The sequence below is a fragment of the Rhodococcus jostii RHA1 genome (assembly GCF_000014565.1).
GTDB classification, from domain to species: domain Bacteria; phylum Actinomycetota; class Actinomycetes; order Mycobacteriales; family Mycobacteriaceae; genus Rhodococcus_F; species Rhodococcus_F jostii_A.
This window is the reverse complement of record NC_008268.1, coordinates 4,948,044-4,967,405: the sequence shown is the minus strand read 5'-3', so window position 1 is coordinate 4,967,405 and position 19,362 is coordinate 4,948,044. Positions and strand designations below refer to the sequence as shown.

Sequence of the window (19,362 nt, the reverse complement as noted above, 5' to 3'; positions counted from 1 at the left end):
CCGACACCATCTCCGGGTGAATGTGCCTTTCAACGCCTCAGAAGCGCCGAACGGCACATTCACCCGACGTGGTTGCGGGGGTCAGCGACCCTCCCATGCCGACCAGAGTTCGGCGTAGCGCCCACCGGCGGCGACGAGATCGGCATGTGGACCCTGCTCGACGATCCGGCCGTGTTCGAGGACGACGACCCGATCGGCGGCGGCCGCCTGCGTCAACCGGTGGGCCACCACCAGCGTCGTGCGACCACGGGTCGCCGCCTCGGCCGACGCCTCGAGTTCCCGCGCACCCGCACTGCCTGCTTCGGCCGTCGCCTCGTCCAGGATCGCGACCGACGGGTTGGCGAGGACGAGCCGCGCCAAGGCCAATTGCTGCGCCTGGGCGGCGGTCAGTTCGTGGCCGCCCTCCCCGACCACGGTCTGGACGCCGTCGTCCAGTGCGTTCACCCAGCCGTCGGCGCCGACGGCCTTCAGTGCCATCGCCGCGTCCTCCTCGGAGGCGTCGGGCGCGGCGAGCCGAAGGTCGTCGATCAGCGGTCCGGCGAACACGTGGACTTCCTGGCTGACGATGGCGACCCGGCGGCGGAGACCGCCCGGCTCCAGATCGGGCAGCGCGGTGCCGCCGATGCGCACCGACCCGGACGTCGGGACGATCGAGCCGGCCGCGATCGCCGCGACCGTCGTCTTGCCCGCTCCGGTCGAGCCGACGAGGGCGACACGTTCACCGGACTTCACGCGCAGGCTGATTCCGTGCACCACTTCGTGGCTGCCGTCGTAGGTATGCCGGACGTCGGCGAGTTCGAGCGTCGAATCGGCGGTCTCCCGGACGGTGGCGGTCCCGGTGCTCGACTCGTCATCGAGGTCGACGACGCCGACGAGCCGGGCCAGGCTCGCACCCGCCGACTGCACCTCGTCGAACGTGTACATCAGCATGCCGATCGGATTGAACAACCGGTGGAAGAGCAGTGACGCGGTGGTGGTTTGGCCGACGGTGACGATGTCCGCGTTCACCAGGGCGAATCCGGCGGCGAGGATGGTGGCGAGCCCCACGAACTCGGCCCGGTTGCCGCGCCCCGCGAACCGGGTGAACAGTGCGAAGACGCCGACGGACAGGTCGCGGGCCTGTCCCGACGCACCGTTGATCTGCGCCAGATGGCTGTCTTCCAGACCGTAGGCGCGCACCGTCCGAGCACCCTGCATGCTGCTGATCAGGGCCTGCGCACGCTCTCCCATCGCCACGCGTTCGGCGGCGTACACCGGTGCGGACCGCGGCAGGTACCAGCGCATCGCCAGCGCGTACATCGGCAGCGCCACCATGCCTGCGAGCCCGAGCCGCCAGTCGATGCCGAGCATCGTGACCATGCTGAGCACCACCAGCAGGACAGCCGTGACGAGGTTGGGGACCACGTCGGTGACGGCCTTGCCGATCACCGCGACGTCGTCGCCGACCCGCGACAGCAGGTCGCCCTTGCCGACGCGTTCGACCGTCTGGATCGGCAGCCGGAGCGCCCGGTCGACGGTGCGTTCGCGCAGATCCGCCAGGATTCCCTCGCCGAGGCTGCGGATCAGGAACGACGCGAACCCGGCGCACACGCCGCCGATCACAGCGGCGGACGCGATCACCGCGACCACCCACCCGATGGTGGACGGCGGCGCCCCGTCCTGCACCCGGTCGACGAGGACACCGAAGACGTAGACGGGAACCAGCGCCATACCGGCCGCGACGGCGGCGACCAGCAGGGTGAAGACGCTCCGGCCGCGGCGGCGTCCCAGTTCGGACCTCAGCCACGCCCACGTGTCGCGTGCGTTCGCGATGGGCAGCAGTTCACTCATCGCAGGACCGCCTGACGGTAGTTCGCGTTCTCGGTCGCCAACTGCGAGTGCGTGCCCTCGCCGACCACCGTTCCGTCGTCGAGGACGACGACGCGGTCGGTCACGGACAGCAGCGCGGGGCTGCTCGTGATGAGGATCGTCGTCTGCCGGTCCGCGGAGCCGCGATGCCGCAGGTCCGCGATGCCGCCCGCGATCGTGTGTTCGGTGACCGCGTCCACCGCGGTCGTCGGATCGTGCAGCACCATCACCGGCGACTGTGCCACCAGTGCACGTGCGAGGGCGACCCGCTGCCGCTGACCGCCGGACAGCGAGGACCCGCGGTCGGCGACGTCGTGGTCGAGGCCCTCGGGGTGTGCCTCGACGACGTCCACCGCCGCGGACGCGGAGAGCGCCGCCTGCACCTCGGACGCCGTGGCGCCGGGCCTGCCCGCGGTCACGTTCGACGCGACGGTTCCGGAGAACAGGTCGCCGTTGTGCGGCTCGACGAGCAGCGCCCGGCGGGCCTGCGCGAGATCCGCGTCCGACAACCGCACTCCGCCCACCGTCAGTTCGCCGTCGTACCGGTCGGGCGGAACCTGCCCGGACAGCAGCGCGGCCAGCGCCTCCGCGTCCTGCGGGCGGTACGCGACGACGCCGAGCAGTTCGCCGGGGGTGACCCGGAGATCCAGCGCGCTCAGGGACCGGTAGGACACGCCGGTCAGGCTGAGCTCGCTGCCGTCGAGTGTTCGGCCGGACCCGGCGGGCAGCAGGGGTTCCGCGTCCAGGACCAGCGCGAGACGGTCCGCCGACGCGCGGGCGAGGGCGAGGAACCCGGGCAGACCGGCCAGGACGCCGAGCGGCTCGATGAAGAACTGGGAGAGTCCGACGACGGTGATCAGTTCGCCGATGGTGATGCGTCCCTCGAGGGCGAACCAGCCGGCGAGACCCGCGACACCGACGGCGAGGAGGGCGCTGACGGTCATCGACACCCCGGCGAACACGGCGGAACTCTTCGCCGTGTGCAGGGTGGCGCCGAGCGCCTCGCGGCTGGACGTCCGGTAGCGCCGCGACGCCGACACCTCGGCGCCGATCCCGCGCAGGGGCCGGAGCCCGCTCACGAGGTCGGTAGCCATGGCGGACGCCCGCGCGACGGCGGCCTGCTGATCGGTGGCCCGGCGGGTGATCAGCGGCGCCGCGAGCTGGAGGAGACCGAGGATGACGGGGGTGCCGATCAGAACGGCGAGTCCGAGGGGAACGTCGATCAGCAGCAGGGCGACGGCGGATCCGATTGCCGCGGTGAGGGCCGCCGCGGCCCGGGGTGTGATGTCCGCGATCCACGCCGCGCGGTCGGCGTCCGACGTCGACACGGACAGCAGTTCACCGGCACGCAGGTCGGTGCGCACTCCCCGCGGGTCGAGGATGCGGTGCGCGACCTCCATCCGCAGCTGGTGCGCCTCGTTCTGCATCGCCACGACGATGAACCGCGCACCGAAACGCCACGCTGCGGTGAGCACCAGGAACAGCAGCGCCAGGGCGCACAGCCACACCGCGAGAGCGAACACGTCTCCGGTCGCGACGGCCCGGTCGACGATCACGCCGATCGCGATCGGGACCAGTGTCTCGGCCACCTGATGCAGGCAGACGAGCACGGTGCCGATCCCCAGCCGAACACGATTCCGCACCAGCGTGCGAAGCAGAATTGCGGTGCCACCAGTCTTCACGCGCGTAACTCCCAATGCCGACGCTTCCCCACCCACCTACGAAGTAAGCAGACCCTAACTAGATGAACCCTAATCGATGGGCAACTAGCGTTGACATGCCCGGTTCTCATAGAGTCGCCGATACGAACTACTGCGCGTGATGCAGCAGCAAGCCCGAGAGGACAAAGATGGCCGCGAAGACGACCGCCGAAAACGACATCGCGGACGAGGATCTCGAACCCCTAGCCGACGAGACCGCCCGCCAGGCGCAGCGCGTTGTCGCTGCATACGCCGAAGATGCCGACGAGTGCAGGATGCTGCTCTCCATGCTCGGAATCGGACCCACCAGCAAGCTCGACTGAGAATTTCATCCACTTCGACTGCGAAGGAAGCCCGTGGCTGCCAGTTCGGAATCGTCAGCATCGTCATCACGCTCGACTTCTGATCCTGTGTCCGGGCAAGCCGACTTCGTCGTCGTAGCGAACCGACTCCCCGTCGACCTCGAACGCCTTCCGGACGGCACCACGCGCTGGAAGCGCAGCCCCGGTGGCCTCGTCACCGCGCTCGAGCCGATCCTGCGCCGCAACAAGGGTGCATGGGTCGGCTGGGCGGGGGTCGCGGACGCCGAACTCGACCCCGTCGTCGAGGACGATCTCGAGCTCTACCCGGTTCCGCTCAGCGCCGCGGAGATCGCCGACTACTACGAGGGCTTCTCCAACGCCACCCTCTGGCCGCTCTACCACGACGTCATCGTCAAGCCCGAATACAACCGCGACTGGTGGAACGCCTACGTCGAGGTCAACCGGCGCTTCGCGGAGGCCACGTCGAAGGCGGCCGCGCATGGGGCCACGGTGTGGATCCAGGATTATCAGCTGCAGCTCGTTCCGAAGATGCTGCGCATGCTCCGCCCCGACCTCACGATCGGGTTCTTCCTGCACATTCCGTTCCCGCCGGTGGAACTGTTCATGCAGATGCCGTGGCGCACCGAGATCATCGAGGGCCTGCTCGGCGCCGACCTGATCGGGTTCCACCTCCCGGGCGGTGCCCAGAACTTCCTCTACCTGGCCCGCAAACTCGCCGGTCAGCAGACGTCCCGCGGCAACGTGGGTGTCCGCTCCAAGCTGGGCGTCGTGCAGGTGGGGTTCCGCACGGTGCGCGTCGGCGCGTTTCCGATCTCCATCGATTCGGGGCAGCTGGACGAACAGTCCCGATCCAAGTCGATCCGGGACCGCGCCAAGAAGATCCGCAACGAACTGGGCAATCCCAAGCACATCATGCTCGGCGTCGACCGCCTCGATTACACGAAGGGCATCGACGTCCGCCTCGCCGCGCTGCACGAGTTGCTCGACGAGCAGCGCATCGATCCCGCCGACACGGTGATGGTGCAGCTGGCCACGCCGAGCCGCGAGCGGGTCGACAGCTACGTGCAGATGCGCGACGACATCGAACGCAAGGTGTCGCGGATCAACGGCGAGTACAGCGAGGTCGGCAGGCCGGTGGTGCACTACCTGCACCGGCCGATCCCCCGCGAGGAGCTGATCGCGTTCTTCGTCGCCGCCGACGTGATGCTGGTGACTCCGCTGCGCGACGGCATGAACCTCGTCGCCAAGGAGTACGTGGCGTGCCGCAGTGACCTCGGCGGCGCACTGCTGCTCAGCGAGTTCACGGGCGCGGCCGCCGAACTGCGTCAGGCGTTCCTGTGCAATCCGCACGATCTCGACAGCGTCAAGGACGCGATGGAGCAGGCACTGGGCCAGCCGAAGGAGGACGGCCGACGCCACATGCGGGCCCTGCGCAGGCAGGTCCTCGCACACGACGTCGACCGGTGGGCCAGGTCCTTCCTCGACGCCCTCGCTCACGGCGGCGCCGCCGGCCCCGCGCTGATCGCGCCCGCCGAGGCTTCCGAGGCCGACTACAACGAGGACGCGACCGGGGAGAACTGACCTCCCCGGCTCAGCTGACCGGACGTCACCAGGAAACCGACGAAGTCGCGGATCGTCTCGTCGGCGGGACGCGGAACGTAGCCGAGTTCGGACCGCGCCTTGCTGCCGTCGATGACGGGCGCCGCGAGCAGCGCCGACATCGCGGACCGCGACAGCACGTCGGAGCCGAACCGGGTCCCGATCGGTTCGGCGATCGGCAGCACGCGTTCGATGACGCTGAGTGGGAACGAGTACAGCGGCCCCCGACGACCCGCCGCACGCGCAGCCCTCCTCACGGCATCGTGCATGCCGAGCATGTGCCCCGAGATCAGGTAGTTCTCACCGGTCCGGCCCTTCTCCCCGGCGGCGATCAGTCCGGCGGCGACGTCTCGGACGTCGACGAAGTCGAACCCGCCCTGCACCGCCGCGGGAACCCGGCCGCGAGCGGCGTTGCGCAGCAATGCGTTCACTCGTGACAGTCCGTAGTCGACGGGCCCGTACACCCCGGTGGGATTGCAGATCACGGCATCGAGCCCGGCCTCGACCACTTCGCGGAGTTCGATCTCGCCCGCCCATTTGGACCTGTCGTACACCGGGATCGACGCGTCGACGGACCGGGGCGAGTTCTCGTCGAGCGTTCCGCCGCAACTGCTCTGATCGAAGGAGTGCACGGAACTGCAATGCACCATCCGCCGAACACCCACTGCGAGAGCGGCTTCGGCGACGGTACGCACACCCTTGGTGTTGACGGTCCAGGCCAGGTCGTCCTTCTGGGCGAGGGTGATCATCGCGACCAGGTGGTAGACCACCTCGGCGCCCTCGAGCGCCCGCTTCATGGATTCGACGTCGAGGACGTCGGCGTTCACCCACGTGACCCCGTATTCGGGTGCGTACCGGGAACGCACGCGGTCGATTGCGGTCACCTCGTGCCCCGCCTCGACCAGCAGATTCAGCAGATTGTTGCCCACGAATCCCGCGGCGCCGGTTACTGCAACCTTCATCGACGACTCCCCGTTCGGTTGTGGCCCCGCGACGCAACATCGTGCGTCGGCAGTCGGCCAGGAGACCCCGACAGTACTAGAACTTGTTTCACTTTGTGAAGGGGGTGACCGCCTCGACGAACATTCGCACTCGTGAGATCTCATGGGATCGGTGTGCGAACTCCAGCAGGGCCACACCCTCCCACGCGGCCGCGCGCACGGATGCGGTGACGGCACGCCCCGCCACGATCATCTTGCTCCACTGCAGGTCACGGAGACTGTCCGCGAAGTGAGCCGGTGAAAGCGGGACACCCGGTGACAGTTCGAGAACCGCACCGGGAGCGAGTCTCTCCGACATTGCGGTCGTGTCCTCACGGCGGACGGCGACCAGAAATCCGGTGGCGGCATTCCTGCCTGGGCGCCCGACGGTCCGCAGGCCTCGCATAAAACCTGTTACACCGAGCACGCCCTGATTCGCGAGAAGTTGCGGTGCCAGCTTCACCGACGCCGCCGCGCCCCGCCACCCCGCCGCGGCCAGCTGGGCGATCATCACGGACAGTTCCCAGTGCGCATACAACCCGTCGACGGCCACGACACCCGACTCCGCCACGAGGTCGTAGCGCAGGTGCATCGGCACCGTCAGCACCACTCCCGTCGACATCCGGGTCTCGAGGTCGAGGTCACGGACCACTGTCATTCCGCACACCACGTCCCGCTTCACATGGAACGTGATCGCGTTGGGGGCGATGAACGTGTCGTAGAACCGTTCGATCGCCGCCGTGCCGACGTGTGCCCGCGAGCCCACCGGGTCGTTGACCCGAGCGCCGTCCGAGAACAGCCCGACCCACGCGGCGCGGTCGTGCACCGCGACCGCGGACGGTGAACGCCCCACGGCAGCAAGTAGTTCCGCTACGGTCGGCGTGGGGTCCGGCACCGCTACACCGGGGTCAGCTGATCGACGAGCCAGCGGTCGTCGACCTTCTGCAGCGACACCCGTACGCGGCTGCCCGACGTCCGGGCGTCGGGAGCGTCGGCGCTCGTCGTCGTCTGGTTGAGGTACAGCAGAACCACCGCCTCGTCGGGTGTGGTCGACACGGGCGCGGCGGCCTGCACCGACACCTGCACGGTGAGTTGCTTCTCCTTGGCGCCCGGCGCGATGGTTTCCTGCACGAGGGTGGTGTAGTCGTCGCGGAACGAACCGGTGAGTCCGTCTGCGGCAGCGGCCAGCTGGTTGTCGACGTCGGCGAAATCGTAGGCCAGCATCGCGACGGCCTGCTTGCCCGCGGCGTCGACGGCCTCGGTGCGCGCCTGCTCCGCGAGTTGGTCCTGCCGGTGGTCGTACCAGAGGAATCCCACCACCACGGCAAGGGCGACCACCACCACCGCGGCCGCGATCTTCAGCGCTGTCTGCTTGGTGACGGCGAACTTTCGCTTGTCTTCGTTGTTGTCGGTCATGGGACGAACTCCACCTTCGATGCGGTCAACTTGCCGTCGACGTCGCTGACGGTCACTCGCATTCGGAAGTCGCGCGGTGAGGGTTCGGGCTGTTCCTTGCTGCTCACCATCGTCCGCGCGGCCACCAGAACGTTCGCCGAGATCGACGTCTCGCTCCCGTTCTCGACACCGGCCTCGACGACCTGGCCCTCGGTGGTCACATTCGCGTCCCGCACGACGCCGACGAACGGATCCTCACGGCCCTGGAACTCTTCGAGGAACTGACCCGATGCGCCGGCGATGATCCGGTCGACGTCTTCCTTCGCGGTCTCGGGATGGATGGTTGTCAGGTTGAGCACCGTCTGCCGGGCCGTGTCGACGAAGGCCTGACGGCGGTCGTCCCGTTCCCGTGCGGACTGTTGGTCGAGCAGCAGGACCACCGCCGCGACGACCAGTGCGACGACGACCACCGCGGTAACACCCCACGCGAGCAACGACTTCAGGGTACGACGCTGCTTCGGTGCGTCGGGGGCCGGAGCGTCCGGGGACGCGGCCTTCGCCGTCGACACCTTTTCCGCGTCGGGCGCGGCGTGCATGTCTGCCGGCTTGGCGAGGACCACCGGCTTCGGGGCCTCGGTCCCCCCTACCGGCGGGCCGGCGTGCCGGACCGCCCTGCGCCTGCCCCGGTCCTTCGCGGCGGAGGTCTGCTCGGTCGCCTGCTCCGCGGGGTCGGTTGCGCGCTCGTCTGTGCTGGAACTCAAATCTGCTGACCTGTCATCATCGTCTGCCACGTCGAGTCCTTTCCCTGCACCGCCAGATCCGGTTGGGTGTACGTCTTTCCATCCGAACCAATGAAGCTACCGGTGGCCGGGTCGTAGGGCACGGCCGCAACCGGTGCACCCGCGGCGCCTTCGTAGGAACTCGGAACGGCTGTGTACGAGGGTACATCCGGCGGCATGATCGGCCCGTACGGCGGGTTGTTGCCCGACGCCTCCCAGCCCTCGCGGCACGCCTCGACCGTCGGCGCGCGACGTCCCGGGAACTCCATGCACGGCAGGTTCCGCGCGCCGCGCACCACGGCCGGGTCGTCCGGAGCGGCCTTGCAGTACAGGTCGTTCGGTGTTGCGATCGGGTCGGTCTGATCTCCCGACCGGCGTTGCTCCGGAGGCAGGAATCCCGTCGTGCAGGCCGGCGGGTCGTGCAGTTGCAGGGCGAAGTCGACGATCGCGCCGTCCTCCACCGGCCCGCCGGTCGCGGCCGTCACGAGCGCCGCGGTCAGGGGTGGGTAGATGACCAGCACCTGTTCGATGCTCTTGTTGTAGATCACCCCGACCTGGCCGACGCTCACCAGATTCCTCAGCAGAATCGGCAGTGTCGGCTGCAGGTCCTGGAACAGCTGGGTGGCTTCCTGCGCCGTTCCCGGGCCCTTCTCCAGCACCGACCGCAGGCTCGGGTCGCTCGCCCGCAACTGGTCGGTGAACGTCACCAGGTCCTGGGTCCACGACCGGATGGCGTCGCTGCTGACCACCTGGGTGTCGAGCAGTGGGCCGACCTGGTCGATCAGGGCCTTCGTCGCGTCGCTGTTCGCGTCGGCCTCCTCGACGAACAACCGGGCCGAGTCGATGAGCCGCTGCAGGTCGGGGCCCGATCCGTTGAACGCCGTGAACGCCTCGTCGATCACCGTCTGCAGCCTGGTGTCCGAAATGCTGGCGAGCAGTTCGTCGGCCTGGTCGAGCATTTCGCCGACATCCTGCGGAATGGTGGCCCGGTCCAACGGGATCACGTCGCCGTCCGCGAGGTACGGGCCGTTCGCCTCGGCGGCGCCGTCCCGGGGAATCAGATCGACGTACTGTTCGCCGACCGCCGACACGCTCTTGACTGCCGCGTCGACATCGGCCGGAATCTTGTAGTCGCTGTCGAGTGACATCTTCGCTTCCACACCGTCGCCGGTGAGGGTCACGTTCTCGACGACACCGATGTTGGTGCCGCGGTAGGCGACATTGGCGTGCGGGTAGAGCCCACCGGTGGACGGCAGTCGGACGCTCACCTCGTAGCGCCCGACGCCGAACAGCACCGGCACCTTCACGTACTGGATCGACATCACCACGAGCCCGATGACGGTGAGAATCGAGAAGATGATCAGCTGAATGCGAACGAATCTCGTCATTCTCATGGTGTCGGCGCCCCTCCCAGTTGCGGCGGAAGGCCCGGGATCTGCGGCAGTCCGGGTATCTGCGGAAGCCCCGGAATCACCGGCGGTGCGGGAGCCGGCTGCAGGGGCGCCTGCAGGGGATCACCCGACTGCCCGGCCACCCCGGCGAGCGATCCCACGGCGCCCTCGACGCCGCCGAGCGATCCGCCGAGGCCGGTTCCGGTCAGGAAGTTGTTGTCGAGGCGTTCGTTGGTCATGTCGATCGTCATCATGAGGTTCGCGTAGTCACCCTGAATCGCCTTGTCCATCGTCTTCATCGGGAACGGGTACGTGAGCATCAGCGTGAGCACCTCGGTCAACGCGCTCCCTGAGTTGGCGAGCTCACGCAGCACCGGTGTGAGGTTTGCCAGATTCGCCTTCAGTTCCTCGCCGCTACTCTCCACGAGACGCGACGCGGTGTCGCTGAGCTTGCCCACCTCGACCAGTGCGGTGGTGAGGTTCTGCCGTTGGGTGACGAGCACTTCCAGCGCGGGCGGGATACCGTCCAGCGCCGCGTCCAGGGTGGCCTTCTGCTCGTTGACGGTGCCCGCAAGACGGTCCAGCCCCTCCATCGCCCCGATGATGTCGCCGCGCTGCCGGTCGAGGCTCGTGACGAGCTGGTCGAGCTGCGGAAGAAGGTCGCGGATCGAGTCCTCCCGGCCGTCCAGTGCGGCGTTGAGTTCCGTGGTGATGTCCCGGACCTGGGCGATGCCGCCACCGTTGAGCACCACCGACAGGGACGACAACGTCTGCTCGGTGGTCGGGTAGGCGCCCGCCCGCTCGATGGGGATCACGTCGCCGTTCTCGAGCCGGCCCTCGGGCTCGGCGTCGGTCGGCGGAGCCAGTTCGAGGTGCTGCGAGCCGAGGAGGCTGGTCTGGCCGATCTTGGCGGTCGCGTTGGCAGGCAGTTGGACGTCGCCGTTGATCGAGACGGTGACCAGTGCGTGCCAGTCCTGCACGTCGATGCCCGTCACCGAGCCCACCGTCACGTCGTTCACGCGGACGGGCGAGTTCTGCGACAGCGTCGTGACATTGGGCATCTGGATCTCGACCGTGTAGGCGTCGTCGCCCTGTCCCTCGGTGCCCGGGAGGGGAAGCGAGTTCAGCCCTTCCCACTCGCACCCGGTGAGGGTGAGGGACAACGTGATCGCCACGGCCGCGATACCGCCGCGACGCACCCGTGTGTGCTTCGTCATCGCCCACCTCCCGGCTGCAGCAGATCGTTCAGGTCCTTGGGCACGGCGACGGTCGGCATCCCGGCGAGGGCCCCGGTCATCGGCGGCGCAGACCGCGGAGGTACGGAGGCCTCGAGGCTCGGCGGGGTGTACTCGATCTGATCCGGGAACGCATTCACTCCCGTCGCCGGGTTGGTGAGGACGGGCAGATAGTTCATCGTCAGCGAGTTCAGGACCGGCGACAGGTACTGCGTGCACAGGTCCGCACTCCGATTCGCCTCGTTGGCCTGGAGGCTCTGGATGGCGCCGCACATGAAGTTCACGGGGTTCGCGAGGTTCGCAAACGCGACCGCACCGACCAGTGACCCCTGCGCCGGCTTGTAGATGTTGCTGAAGTTGGCCAGCGCCGTGGGCGCCACGTGGAGCACCTGCTCGATCTGCGGCCTCTTGTCGGCGAGCACCTGGGTGGCGTCCGCCAGACGGCCGACCTGCTCACTGAGGGCGGCGCGGTTCTCCGCCACGAACCGGTTGACGTCACCGAGCGCGAGGTCGAGATCGTTCAGCGCGGTTCCGAGTTCGTCGGAGTTGGTAGCGAGCATGTTCGACACCGACGCGAGCCGTCCCTCGAACTGCACGATCTGCTCGTTGCTCGACGACAGAGCCGCCACGAACGTCTGCAGGTTGCGGATGGTGGAGAACAGGTCGGTCCGGCCGTCGGACAGGGTCCGCATGGTCTCCGACAGTTCCCGCAGCGTGTTCCGCAACGACTCTCCGTTGCCGTCGAGATTGTCGGCGGCGGTGTCGATGAACGTGCCGAGCGACCCCTGCGGGTCGGCGCCCTGCGGCCCGAGTGCCTCCGACAGCTTGTTCAGCTCGGTCTTGATCTCGTCCCACTCCACCGGAACGGCCGAGCGCTCCACGGGGATGCTCGCGCCGTCGCCCATCGTCGGCCCACCCGCGTACACGGGTGTCAGCTGAACGAACCGTCCCGACACCAGGCTGGGTGCGACGATGACGGCCTTCGCGTCGGCCGGGATCTCGACGCTCTTCTGCACGTTCATCGTCACCCGTGCGAAATCGGCGCCGGGCTCGATCGAGTCGATCGTCCCCACCTTCACACCGAGGACGCGGACGTCGTCGCCCGAGTACAGCCCGGTGGTCGTCGGGAAGTACGCGGTGATCGTGTTCTGGAAGAGCTTGGGCACGAACATCACTGCGGCGCCGACGATCAGCACCACCACGACCGCGGCGACGCCGCCGCGGATCAGCCACTTCTTCCGCGTGTTGGTGATCTCCGGGTTCGTCGTCATCGCGGCGGTTCCCTCAGCTCGATGGACGGACCTGTCTGCAGGTAGGCCTGAAGGTCGTTGGGGAGGTGCTCCGGCCACGTCACCGCGTCGCTGAGCCCCTGGAGCAGGTTGCCGATGCCGATGTTGTAGACGTACGCCATGAAGAACGGCCCGCTACCGACCGACTCGCCGAGTTGAGTGGCGTACGGCGCGAGGCCGTCGAGCGCCTGCGAGATGTTGTCCTTGTTCCGCTGCAGGACATCGACCACCGAGTTCAGTTTGTCGAGCGTCGGTTTCATCTGCTCCTCGTTGTCCTGGACGAGTCCCGTGAGCTGCCGGGACACCGCGGAGATGTTCACGATCAGCTGGCTGATCGCCGTGCGGCGACGGTCGAGCTCGCCGAACAGCTGATTCCCGTCGACGATCAGCGAGTTGATCTGCCCGCTGCGCTCGGCGAGGATTCCCGTCACGTTCTCGGCACGCGAGAGCAGCTGTCGCAGCGTCTCGTCCCGCGAATTGATGCTCTCCGACAACCGGGTCAAGCCGTCCAGTGCTGTACGCAGCTCGGGCGGTGTGTTCTCGAAAGCGCCGGACATTGCGTTCAACGCGTTGTTGACCTCATCGGTGTCGAGCTCGGACACGGTGTTCGACAGATCCCCGAGCGCGTCGTTGAGGGAGTACGGAGAGTTGGTGCGTTCCAACGGAATCGTCGACCCCACCGGCATCGTCTCGTATCCGAGCGGGGTGACGGCCAGCGACTTGCGCCCGAGAACGGTGTTGGTCTTGATGTTCGCCTCGGTGGCGTCGCCCAGGACGATGCCGTCCTCGATCGTGAACGTGACGAGCACGTGCTGCTCGTCGAGTTCGACCTCGGCGACCTTCCCGACGTCGACGCCGGCGAGCGTCACCGCGTCGCCGGTCATCAGCCCACCCGCGTCCTCGAAGTAGGCGGAGTACTGCGTTCCGCCCGAAAGGAATTGCAGCTGATCGTATTGCAGGGTCGCGATCACGATCATGCTCGCGATGGCGACACCGATGATTCCCACCTGCACGGGATTACGTTCGCGTTTCATGGCTACGGTGCACACCTCCCTGCCGTCTGACCGCCCGGCATGTTGAGGAGCAGATCCGATCCGTCCGGGCCGGAGAACTTGAACTTCACCGTGCAGACGTACATCTGGAAGAAGCTGCCGTACGTGCCGATGCGGATGAGCCGCCGGTAGGCGTCGGGCAGATTCTGGAACACCCAGTCGAGGTCGTCCTCCCCCGCCTGGAGCTGGGTTGCAGTGCGGTTGGCCTCGGCGATCGTGCTCTGCAACGGTGGCCGCGCACCTTCGAGCAGATTCGCGAGATCGCCCGTCGCCCCCGCGATGCGGGGAATGGCGTCACCGATCTGATCGCGGTCCTGGGAGAGCCCGCTGACCAGCTGCTGCAACTGGTCGAGCGTCGACCGGAACTGGTCGCCGCGGTCGTTGATGGTGCCGAGCACCTGGTTGAGGTTCGTGATCACCTCACCGATCAACTGGTCCCGGTCGGCGAGGGTGTTCGTGAACGAACTCGTGCTGCCGAGGAGCGAGACGAGCGTTCCGCCCTGCCCCTGGAACACCTGGACCAGCGCCTGGGACAGGTCGTTGACCTGCTGCGGGTCCAAGGCCCGCAGCAACGGTTTGAACCCGCCCAGCAGAAGGTCGAGATCGAGTGCAGGAGAAGTATTCTCGACGGGAATGGATCCACCGTCCGGTAGCGGTTCCACCGAACCGGCGCCTTCGAGAAGTTCCATGTACCGGTCGCCGACGAGGTTCTCGTACCGCACCGTGGCCTTGGTCCCGTCGAACAGCGAGTACTTGGTGTCGACGGTGAAGTCGACGTCGGCGAGGTTGTCGTCGTCGATGCTCACCTTCTCGACGGCGCCGACGGGAACGCCGGCGATGCGCACCTTGTCGCCGGGCTTGAGCCCGGACACGTCGGTGAACGTGGCGTGGTACCCGTCGGAGCTGCTGAACCGGTACTGGCTGAACACCAGGGCGAGTCCGGCGAAGATCACCGACATCACCGTCGCGAAGATCAACAGCTTGACCGTGGTCGCTCGCACTGTCACTGCCCACCCTGCCCGGGGTACACACCCGCGAACAACAGCTGGAACACCTTGGGCAGGTGCACCTGGACTTCCGTCGACGGCACGAACGGCACCGTTCCGGTGTCGGCCACGACGAAGTTCGCATGCTTGCTGAGATCAGGATTGGGAAGACCGTGGCAGTTCGGCCCACCTGTCGCATTCACTTTCGGCAGGTCCTTCGGATAGGTGTACGGCTCCTGCCCGTACATGAAGCTGGCGCTCAGCGCGATGCCCGGCTGATTGCCACCGATGAGCTGTTCGGCGAGGGGGATCACATTGTTCAGGCCGACGATGAAGCAGGAGATCTCGGGCGAGTACTCGGCCAGTAGATCCGTCGTCGGGAGCAACAGGTCGAGAGAGGAGTTCAGGTTCTGCTCGTTCTCGGTCAGTACGGTGTTGGCCGTGTCGGCCAGCCCGGTGACGTTGAGCAGCACGGCATCCAGGTTGTCCTGTTCGTCGACGACGGTGCCGCTGGTGGCCGTCGCGTTGTCGAGCACTCGCAGCAGATCCGGTGCGGTGTCGGCGTACACGTCGGTAACCTGCGCGGCCTTCGCGAAATCTTCCTGCAGCTGAGGAAGACTCGGATTCATCTTCGCCAGGTAGCTGTCGCTCTGCTCGAGCAGGGCGCCGAGTTCCTCGCCGCGCCCGCGCAGCGCCGAGGAGATCGCGCCGAGGGTGGCGTTGAGCTTCTCCGGCTGTACCTGCGCCAGCACGTCGGACAGGTGCTGGAAGACCGTGTTGAACTCGACGGTAACGTTGTCGGACGCGATGACGTCCCCTGCCTGAAGAGGGGTGGACGACGGGTTGTCCGGCATCACGAAGTTGACGTACTTGGCGCCGAACACGGTGGTGGACTTGATCTCCACGGTGGCGTTGGAGGGAATCAGCGACATCATGTCGGGGTACATCGCCAGTTTCAGCTCGGCGCCGTCCGTCACGTGTTCGATGGAGCCGACGCGGCCGACCTCGACACCGAGGAGCTTGACCTTGGCGTCGGGTTCCATCACCAGCCCGGAACGATCCGACGTGACGGTGACGGGCGTGGTCTCGCTGAAGGTTCCGTTGAACATGGCCAGTGACACACCGATGATCGCGAGAAGACTCACCACGAGGACGAGTGCCGCGAGCTTCTTCTTCCCACCCGAATCAGTCATCTACCGGCACTCCTATCCCGAAAGGTTGAAGTTGCCGGACGCGCCGTAGATGGCGAGCGAGATGAGCAGGGTGACGGTGACGACGGCGATCAGCGAGGAGCGCACCGCGTTGCCGACGGCCACACCGACGCCGACCGGACCGCCCGAGGCGTTGAAACCGTAGTAGGTGTGGATGAGCATGATCGCGATCGCCATGACGATGGCCTGCGCGAACGACCACAGGATGTCCGTCGGTATCAGGAACGTCGAGAAGTAGTGGTCGTACACGCCGGACGACTGGTCGTACAGCACCACGGTCGCGAACCGGCTGGCCATGAACGACGCGATCACCGCGAGGGCGTACAGCGGGATGATGGCGATCATCCCCGCCATCACACGGGTGCTGACCAGGTACGGAATCGACGGGATCGCCATCGTCTCCAGCGCGTCGATCTCCTCCGAGACGCGCATGGCGCCGAGCTGGGCGGTGGAGCCGGCGCCGATGGTGGCCGCAAGCCCGATGCCTGCGATGACCGGCGCCGCGATACGCACGTTGATGAAGGCCGCGAAGAAGCCGGTGAGGGCCTCGACGCCGATGTTGCCGAGCGAGCTGTACCCCTGCACCGCGATGGTGCCGCCGGTGAACAGGGTCAGGAAGCCGACGATGACGACCGTTCCGCCGATTACCGCGAGCGCACCCGTGCCCATGCTGATCTCGGCGATGAGCCGCAGCGTCTCCTTCGGGTAGTGCATCAGGGCGCGGGGCGCCCATCCGATGGCACGCGCGAAGAACAGCGCCTGCTCACCGAGCCGGTCGATCGAGCGGGACGCCGACGCGAACCGTTTGCGAGTTCGGGGAAAGCGCCCGGCCGCCGCTAGTGCCATCTACTCCACCACCATGTCGATCACCCTGCCGTCAGCTTGATGCCGACGGCGGTGACGAGAACGTTGACCACGAACAGGGCCATGAACGAGAACACGACGGTCTGGTTGACGGCGTCACCGACGCTCTTCGCGCCACCCCTGACGTTCAGGCCGAGGTAGGCGGCAACGAGACCGGCGATCATGCCGAACAGACCGGCTTTGACTTCCGAGATGACGAGCTCCCCGAATCCGGTGAGCAGGGTGATGCCGTTGACGAACGCACCCGGGTTGACGTCCTGGATGTAGACCGAGAAGACGAAGCCACCGAGGATGCCGATGGTGCAGACCAGCCCGTTGAGCAGGAGCGCCACGACGGTCGACGCCAGCACTCGTGGCACGACCAGGCGGTGGATCGGATTGATGCCCAGCACCCGCATCGCGTCGATCTCTTCGCGGATGGTGCGGGCGGAGAGGTCTGCGCAGATGGCGGTGGCGCCTGCACCCGCCACGATGAGCACGGTGACGATGGGACCGACCTGGGTGACGGTGCCGAGAGCGGCGCCGGCGCCACTGAGGTCTGCGGCGCCGATCTCGCGGAGGAGGATGTTGATCGTGAAGCTCACCAGGACGGTGAACGGGATGGCCACCAGCACGGTGGGCACCATCGAGACCCGGGCGACGAACCACGCCTGGTCCACGAACTCGCGACGCTGAAAGGGCCTCGAGAAGACTGCCCTCAACGTTTCGCCCGACATCGTGAAGAACCCGCCGACCGCACGCAACGGCACCTCGAGGAGGTCTACCATCCGTCCTCCTCGTCCATGATCTCGCCCAGCACCGACTGTCAGTTCGAGCCCAGCCCCCCAGCGGTCTGTGACTCAGGCCATATTAACTAGAACGTGTTCACCTGTCAAAGGTGGTCGCTCATCAGCAAGAATCGTCCCACATTCAGCACGCCCCGAGGTCCGAATTCGACTGAAATGCCGGGCGTTTCTCCCCCCGATCGGAACCGACGGTTCACGCTGAGCGGGAAGGCCGAGGTGTGGATTCAAGAGGTTATGGCACAAGAACTTTGAACGAATTTCATCGCATACCGACGACCGTCGGAATCGTCGTCGGCCCCGGTTCCGTGCAACCGCGTGAGGAGGCCGGCCTCGGGAGTCGCCGGACCGGCTGGGCACGCTTGATCGAACCGTTCGACGACAGCAGAATTAGAACACGATCTAGTCATATCCGGCACACCACTCGAACACCCCTCCACGGTTACCAGGCCCCCGTTCCGCCGCTCTTCAGTTGCCTTCAGTATCGCCCATCGCGGGGGCATTACCTGCGGAAACGATACGGAAACAACCTTCGTGTCGGTTCCTCGTCCCCGGGGACGCAGATCAGCCCAGTTCGCGGAGCGCCGCGGAGGCCGAGAACATGGCGGCAGGATCCCGATCCGCGAAGTAGTTCCCGAGCTCCGCCGCGAGCGCGCCGGGTGTCCACCGACCGTCCGCGGCGTCGAAACGCCGCTCCACGACCGGTGCCGCCATCAACGCCACCATCGGGCCGTAGACGACGAAGACCTGACCGTTCACGGAGTCGGCGGCAGGCGATGCGAGGTAGGCGACCAGCGCGGCCACGTGCTCGGGAGACAACGGGTCGACCCCCTCGGCCGGTGCCTCGCCGAAGACGTTCTCCGTCATCGACGTGCGGGCCCGGGGGCAGATCGCGTTGGCTCGGACGCCGTACCGCGACAGCCCACGGGCCGCCGACAGCGTGAGCGCCGTGATACCCGCCTTGGCGGCGCCGTAGTTCGCCTGCCCCTCGGGGCCGAGCAGTCCCGCCTCGGACGAGGTGTTGACGATGCGCCCGTACACGGGCGCACCGGCTTCCTTGGACTTGCCCCGCCAGTACGAGGCGGCTGAGCGGCACAGCAGGAAGTGTCCGCGCAGATGAACTTTCAGCACCAGATCCCAGTCCTCGTCGGACATGTTGAACAGCATGCGATCCCGCGTGATGCCCGCGTTGTTCACCAGGATGTCGAGGCTGCCGAGCCGGCTCTGCGCCGCCTCCATGATCGCGTCGGCGGTGGACCGTTCCCCGATGTCGCCTGCCACGAACTCGACCTTCGCGCCCAGGCCCCGGATCTCGTCTAGGGTTGCCTCCACGGCGTCGTTCGCGACCAGGTCGTTGACGACGACGGACGCACCGGCGCGGGCCAGTGCGATCGCCTCGAACTTTCCGAGGCCGGATCCGGCGCCGGTCACGACGGCGACCTTGCCGTCCACGTTCACATCGCGGTCAGCCACAGCATTCATGAACACGCTCTCCTGGTTCTGTGCACTCGCCGGAGGTCGCGAACACGACCCGGCGGTAGGTCGACGTCACTGTAGAACGTGTTCTCATTCCGGGCAACAATCCTCAGGGGTGCTCGGTGAGTGCGGCCCTCGGACACTGGGCGATCGCCGTACGCACGTCTTCCTCCCGGTCGGCGGGAGGAACGGCACTCGAAATGTGCAGCTGATCGTCGTCGTCGAGCTCGAAGATGTCGGGTGCGATCCCCACGCACACACCATTGGCCTCGCAACGGTCGAAATCAACTCTGACCTCCATGGCAACCCTCACTTCTCCTCGTCTCGCCACTCGCGGATCCGGGTGCCGCCGGGCTGTGGCACACTTCGTTCCTGCGATAACACTAGAACCTGTTCCAGTCGTGTGCAATGATTCGTTCCACGACTGCGAGCACGCCTACCGGGCACGCTCC

Annotated in this window: 18 protein-coding genes; 2 read left to right on the top strand and 16 right to left on the bottom strand. The window is 67.0% G+C overall.

The features are described 5' to 3' along the window. Nucleotides 1-81: 81 nt before the first annotated feature. Nucleotides 82-1,830, bottom strand: a complete 1,749-nt coding sequence (locus tag RHA1_RS22990; RefSeq protein WP_011597049.1) for an ABC transporter ATP-binding protein — start codon at nt 1,828-1,830, stop codon at nt 82-84. Next, entirely contained in the window at nt 1,827-3,530 is a 1,704-nt protein-coding gene (locus RHA1_RS22985) for an ABC transporter ATP-binding protein (RefSeq protein ID WP_011597048.1), read from the bottom strand. Before RHA1_RS22985 ends, RHA1_RS22990 begins: the two co-directional genes overlap by 4 nt. Nucleotides 3,531-3,697: 167 nt before the next feature. Between RHA1_RS22985 and RHA1_RS50575 the strand changes: the two genes are divergently transcribed. Then, nucleotides 3,698-3,871, top strand: a complete 174-nt coding sequence (locus RHA1_RS50575) for a hypothetical protein (protein WP_005262874.1) — start codon at nt 3,698-3,700, stop codon at nt 3,869-3,871. A 33-nt stretch (nt 3,872-3,904) separates the two neighbouring features. Beyond that, complete coding sequence (locus RHA1_RS22980) at nt 3,905-5,452, top strand: alpha,alpha-trehalose-phosphate synthase (UDP-forming) (protein WP_011597047.1); 1,548 nt, start codon at nt 3,905-3,907, stop codon at nt 5,450-5,452. Here the strand turns inward: RHA1_RS22980 and RHA1_RS22975 are convergent. The 14 genes from RHA1_RS22975 to RHA1_RS22910 all read right to left on the bottom strand — a co-directional run bounded on the left by RHA1_RS22975 (nt 5,422) and on the right by RHA1_RS22910 (nt 19,211). Then, nucleotides 5,422-6,432 carry an NAD-dependent epimerase/dehydratase family protein gene (locus RHA1_RS22975; protein ID WP_009477774.1) on the bottom strand — a complete coding sequence of 337 codons (1,011 nt, stop codon included), beginning with the start codon at nt 6,430-6,432 and terminating at the stop codon, nt 5,422-5,424. The two genes, RHA1_RS22980 and RHA1_RS22975, sit on opposite strands and share 31 nt — an antisense overlap. 88 nt (nt 6,433-6,520) lie before the next feature. Continuing rightward, a complete protein-coding gene (locus RHA1_RS22970; protein ID WP_011597046.1) occupies nt 6,521-7,345 on the bottom strand; it encodes a nuclear transport factor 2 family protein in 825 nt (274 codons plus the stop codon). 2 nt (nt 7,346-7,347) lie between these two features. After that, nucleotides 7,348-7,866: an Rv1363c family protein gene (locus tag RHA1_RS22965; protein WP_009477772.1), complete on the bottom strand. Its 519-nt coding sequence runs from the start codon at nt 7,864-7,866 to the stop codon at nt 7,348-7,350. Next, entirely contained in the window at nt 7,863-8,606 is a 744-nt protein-coding gene (locus RHA1_RS22960; RefSeq protein ID WP_011597045.1) for an Rv1363c family protein, read from the bottom strand. The genes RHA1_RS22965 and RHA1_RS22960 overlap by 4 nt, the downstream gene beginning before the upstream one ends. Further along, entirely contained in the window at nt 8,603-10,018 is a 1,416-nt protein-coding gene (locus RHA1_RS22955) for an MCE family protein (protein ID WP_011597044.1), read from the bottom strand. Before RHA1_RS22955 ends, RHA1_RS22960 begins: the two co-directional genes overlap by 4 nt. Further along, nucleotides 10,015-11,232 (bottom strand): MCE family protein, encoded by a 1,218-nt coding sequence (locus RHA1_RS22950; RefSeq protein WP_011597043.1) that lies wholly within the window; start codon nt 11,230-11,232, stop codon nt 10,015-10,017. The genes RHA1_RS22955 and RHA1_RS22950 overlap by 4 nt, the downstream gene beginning before the upstream one ends. Beyond that, a complete protein-coding gene (locus RHA1_RS22945) occupies nt 11,229-12,521 on the bottom strand; it encodes an MCE family protein (protein WP_011597042.1) in 1,293 nt (430 codons plus the stop codon). The genes RHA1_RS22950 and RHA1_RS22945 overlap by 4 nt, the downstream gene beginning before the upstream one ends. Then, nucleotides 12,518-13,573, bottom strand: a complete 1,056-nt coding sequence (locus RHA1_RS22940; RefSeq protein WP_011597041.1) for an MCE family protein — start codon at nt 13,571-13,573, stop codon at nt 12,518-12,520. The genes RHA1_RS22945 and RHA1_RS22940 overlap by 4 nt, the downstream gene beginning before the upstream one ends. A 2-nt stretch (nt 13,574-13,575) precedes the next feature. Then, nucleotides 13,576-14,598 (bottom strand): MCE family protein, encoded by a 1,023-nt coding sequence (locus RHA1_RS22935; protein ID WP_016883999.1) that lies wholly within the window; start codon nt 14,596-14,598, stop codon nt 13,576-13,578. Further along, the gene (locus RHA1_RS22930) at nt 14,595-15,770 is read right to left on the bottom strand and encodes an MCE family protein (protein ID WP_009477765.1); all 1,176 of its coding nucleotides are present in this window, start codon (nt 15,768-15,770) and stop codon (nt 14,595-14,597) included. The genes RHA1_RS22935 and RHA1_RS22930 overlap by 4 nt, the downstream gene beginning before the upstream one ends. Before the next feature lie 12 nt (nt 15,771-15,782). After that, nucleotides 15,783-16,634: an MlaE family ABC transporter permease gene (locus RHA1_RS22925; RefSeq protein WP_011597039.1), complete on the bottom strand. Its 852-nt coding sequence runs from the start codon at nt 16,632-16,634 to the stop codon at nt 15,783-15,785. Nucleotides 16,635-16,654: 20 nt separating this feature from the next. Next, complete coding sequence (locus RHA1_RS22920) at nt 16,655-17,419, bottom strand: MlaE family ABC transporter permease (protein WP_009477764.1); 765 nt, start codon at nt 17,417-17,419, stop codon at nt 16,655-16,657. Between the two features lie 579 nt (nt 17,420-17,998). Next, the gene (locus RHA1_RS22915; RefSeq protein WP_011597038.1) at nt 17,999-18,916 is read right to left on the bottom strand and encodes a 3-oxoacyl-ACP reductase; all 918 of its coding nucleotides are present in this window, start codon (nt 18,914-18,916) and stop codon (nt 17,999-18,001) included. A gap of 103 nt (nt 18,917-19,019) precedes the next feature. Beyond that, the gene (locus RHA1_RS22910; protein ID WP_005262894.1) at nt 19,020-19,211 is read right to left on the bottom strand and encodes a ferredoxin; all 192 of its coding nucleotides are present in this window, start codon (nt 19,209-19,211) and stop codon (nt 19,020-19,022) included. Between the last annotated feature and the right edge of the window lie 151 nt (nt 19,212-19,362).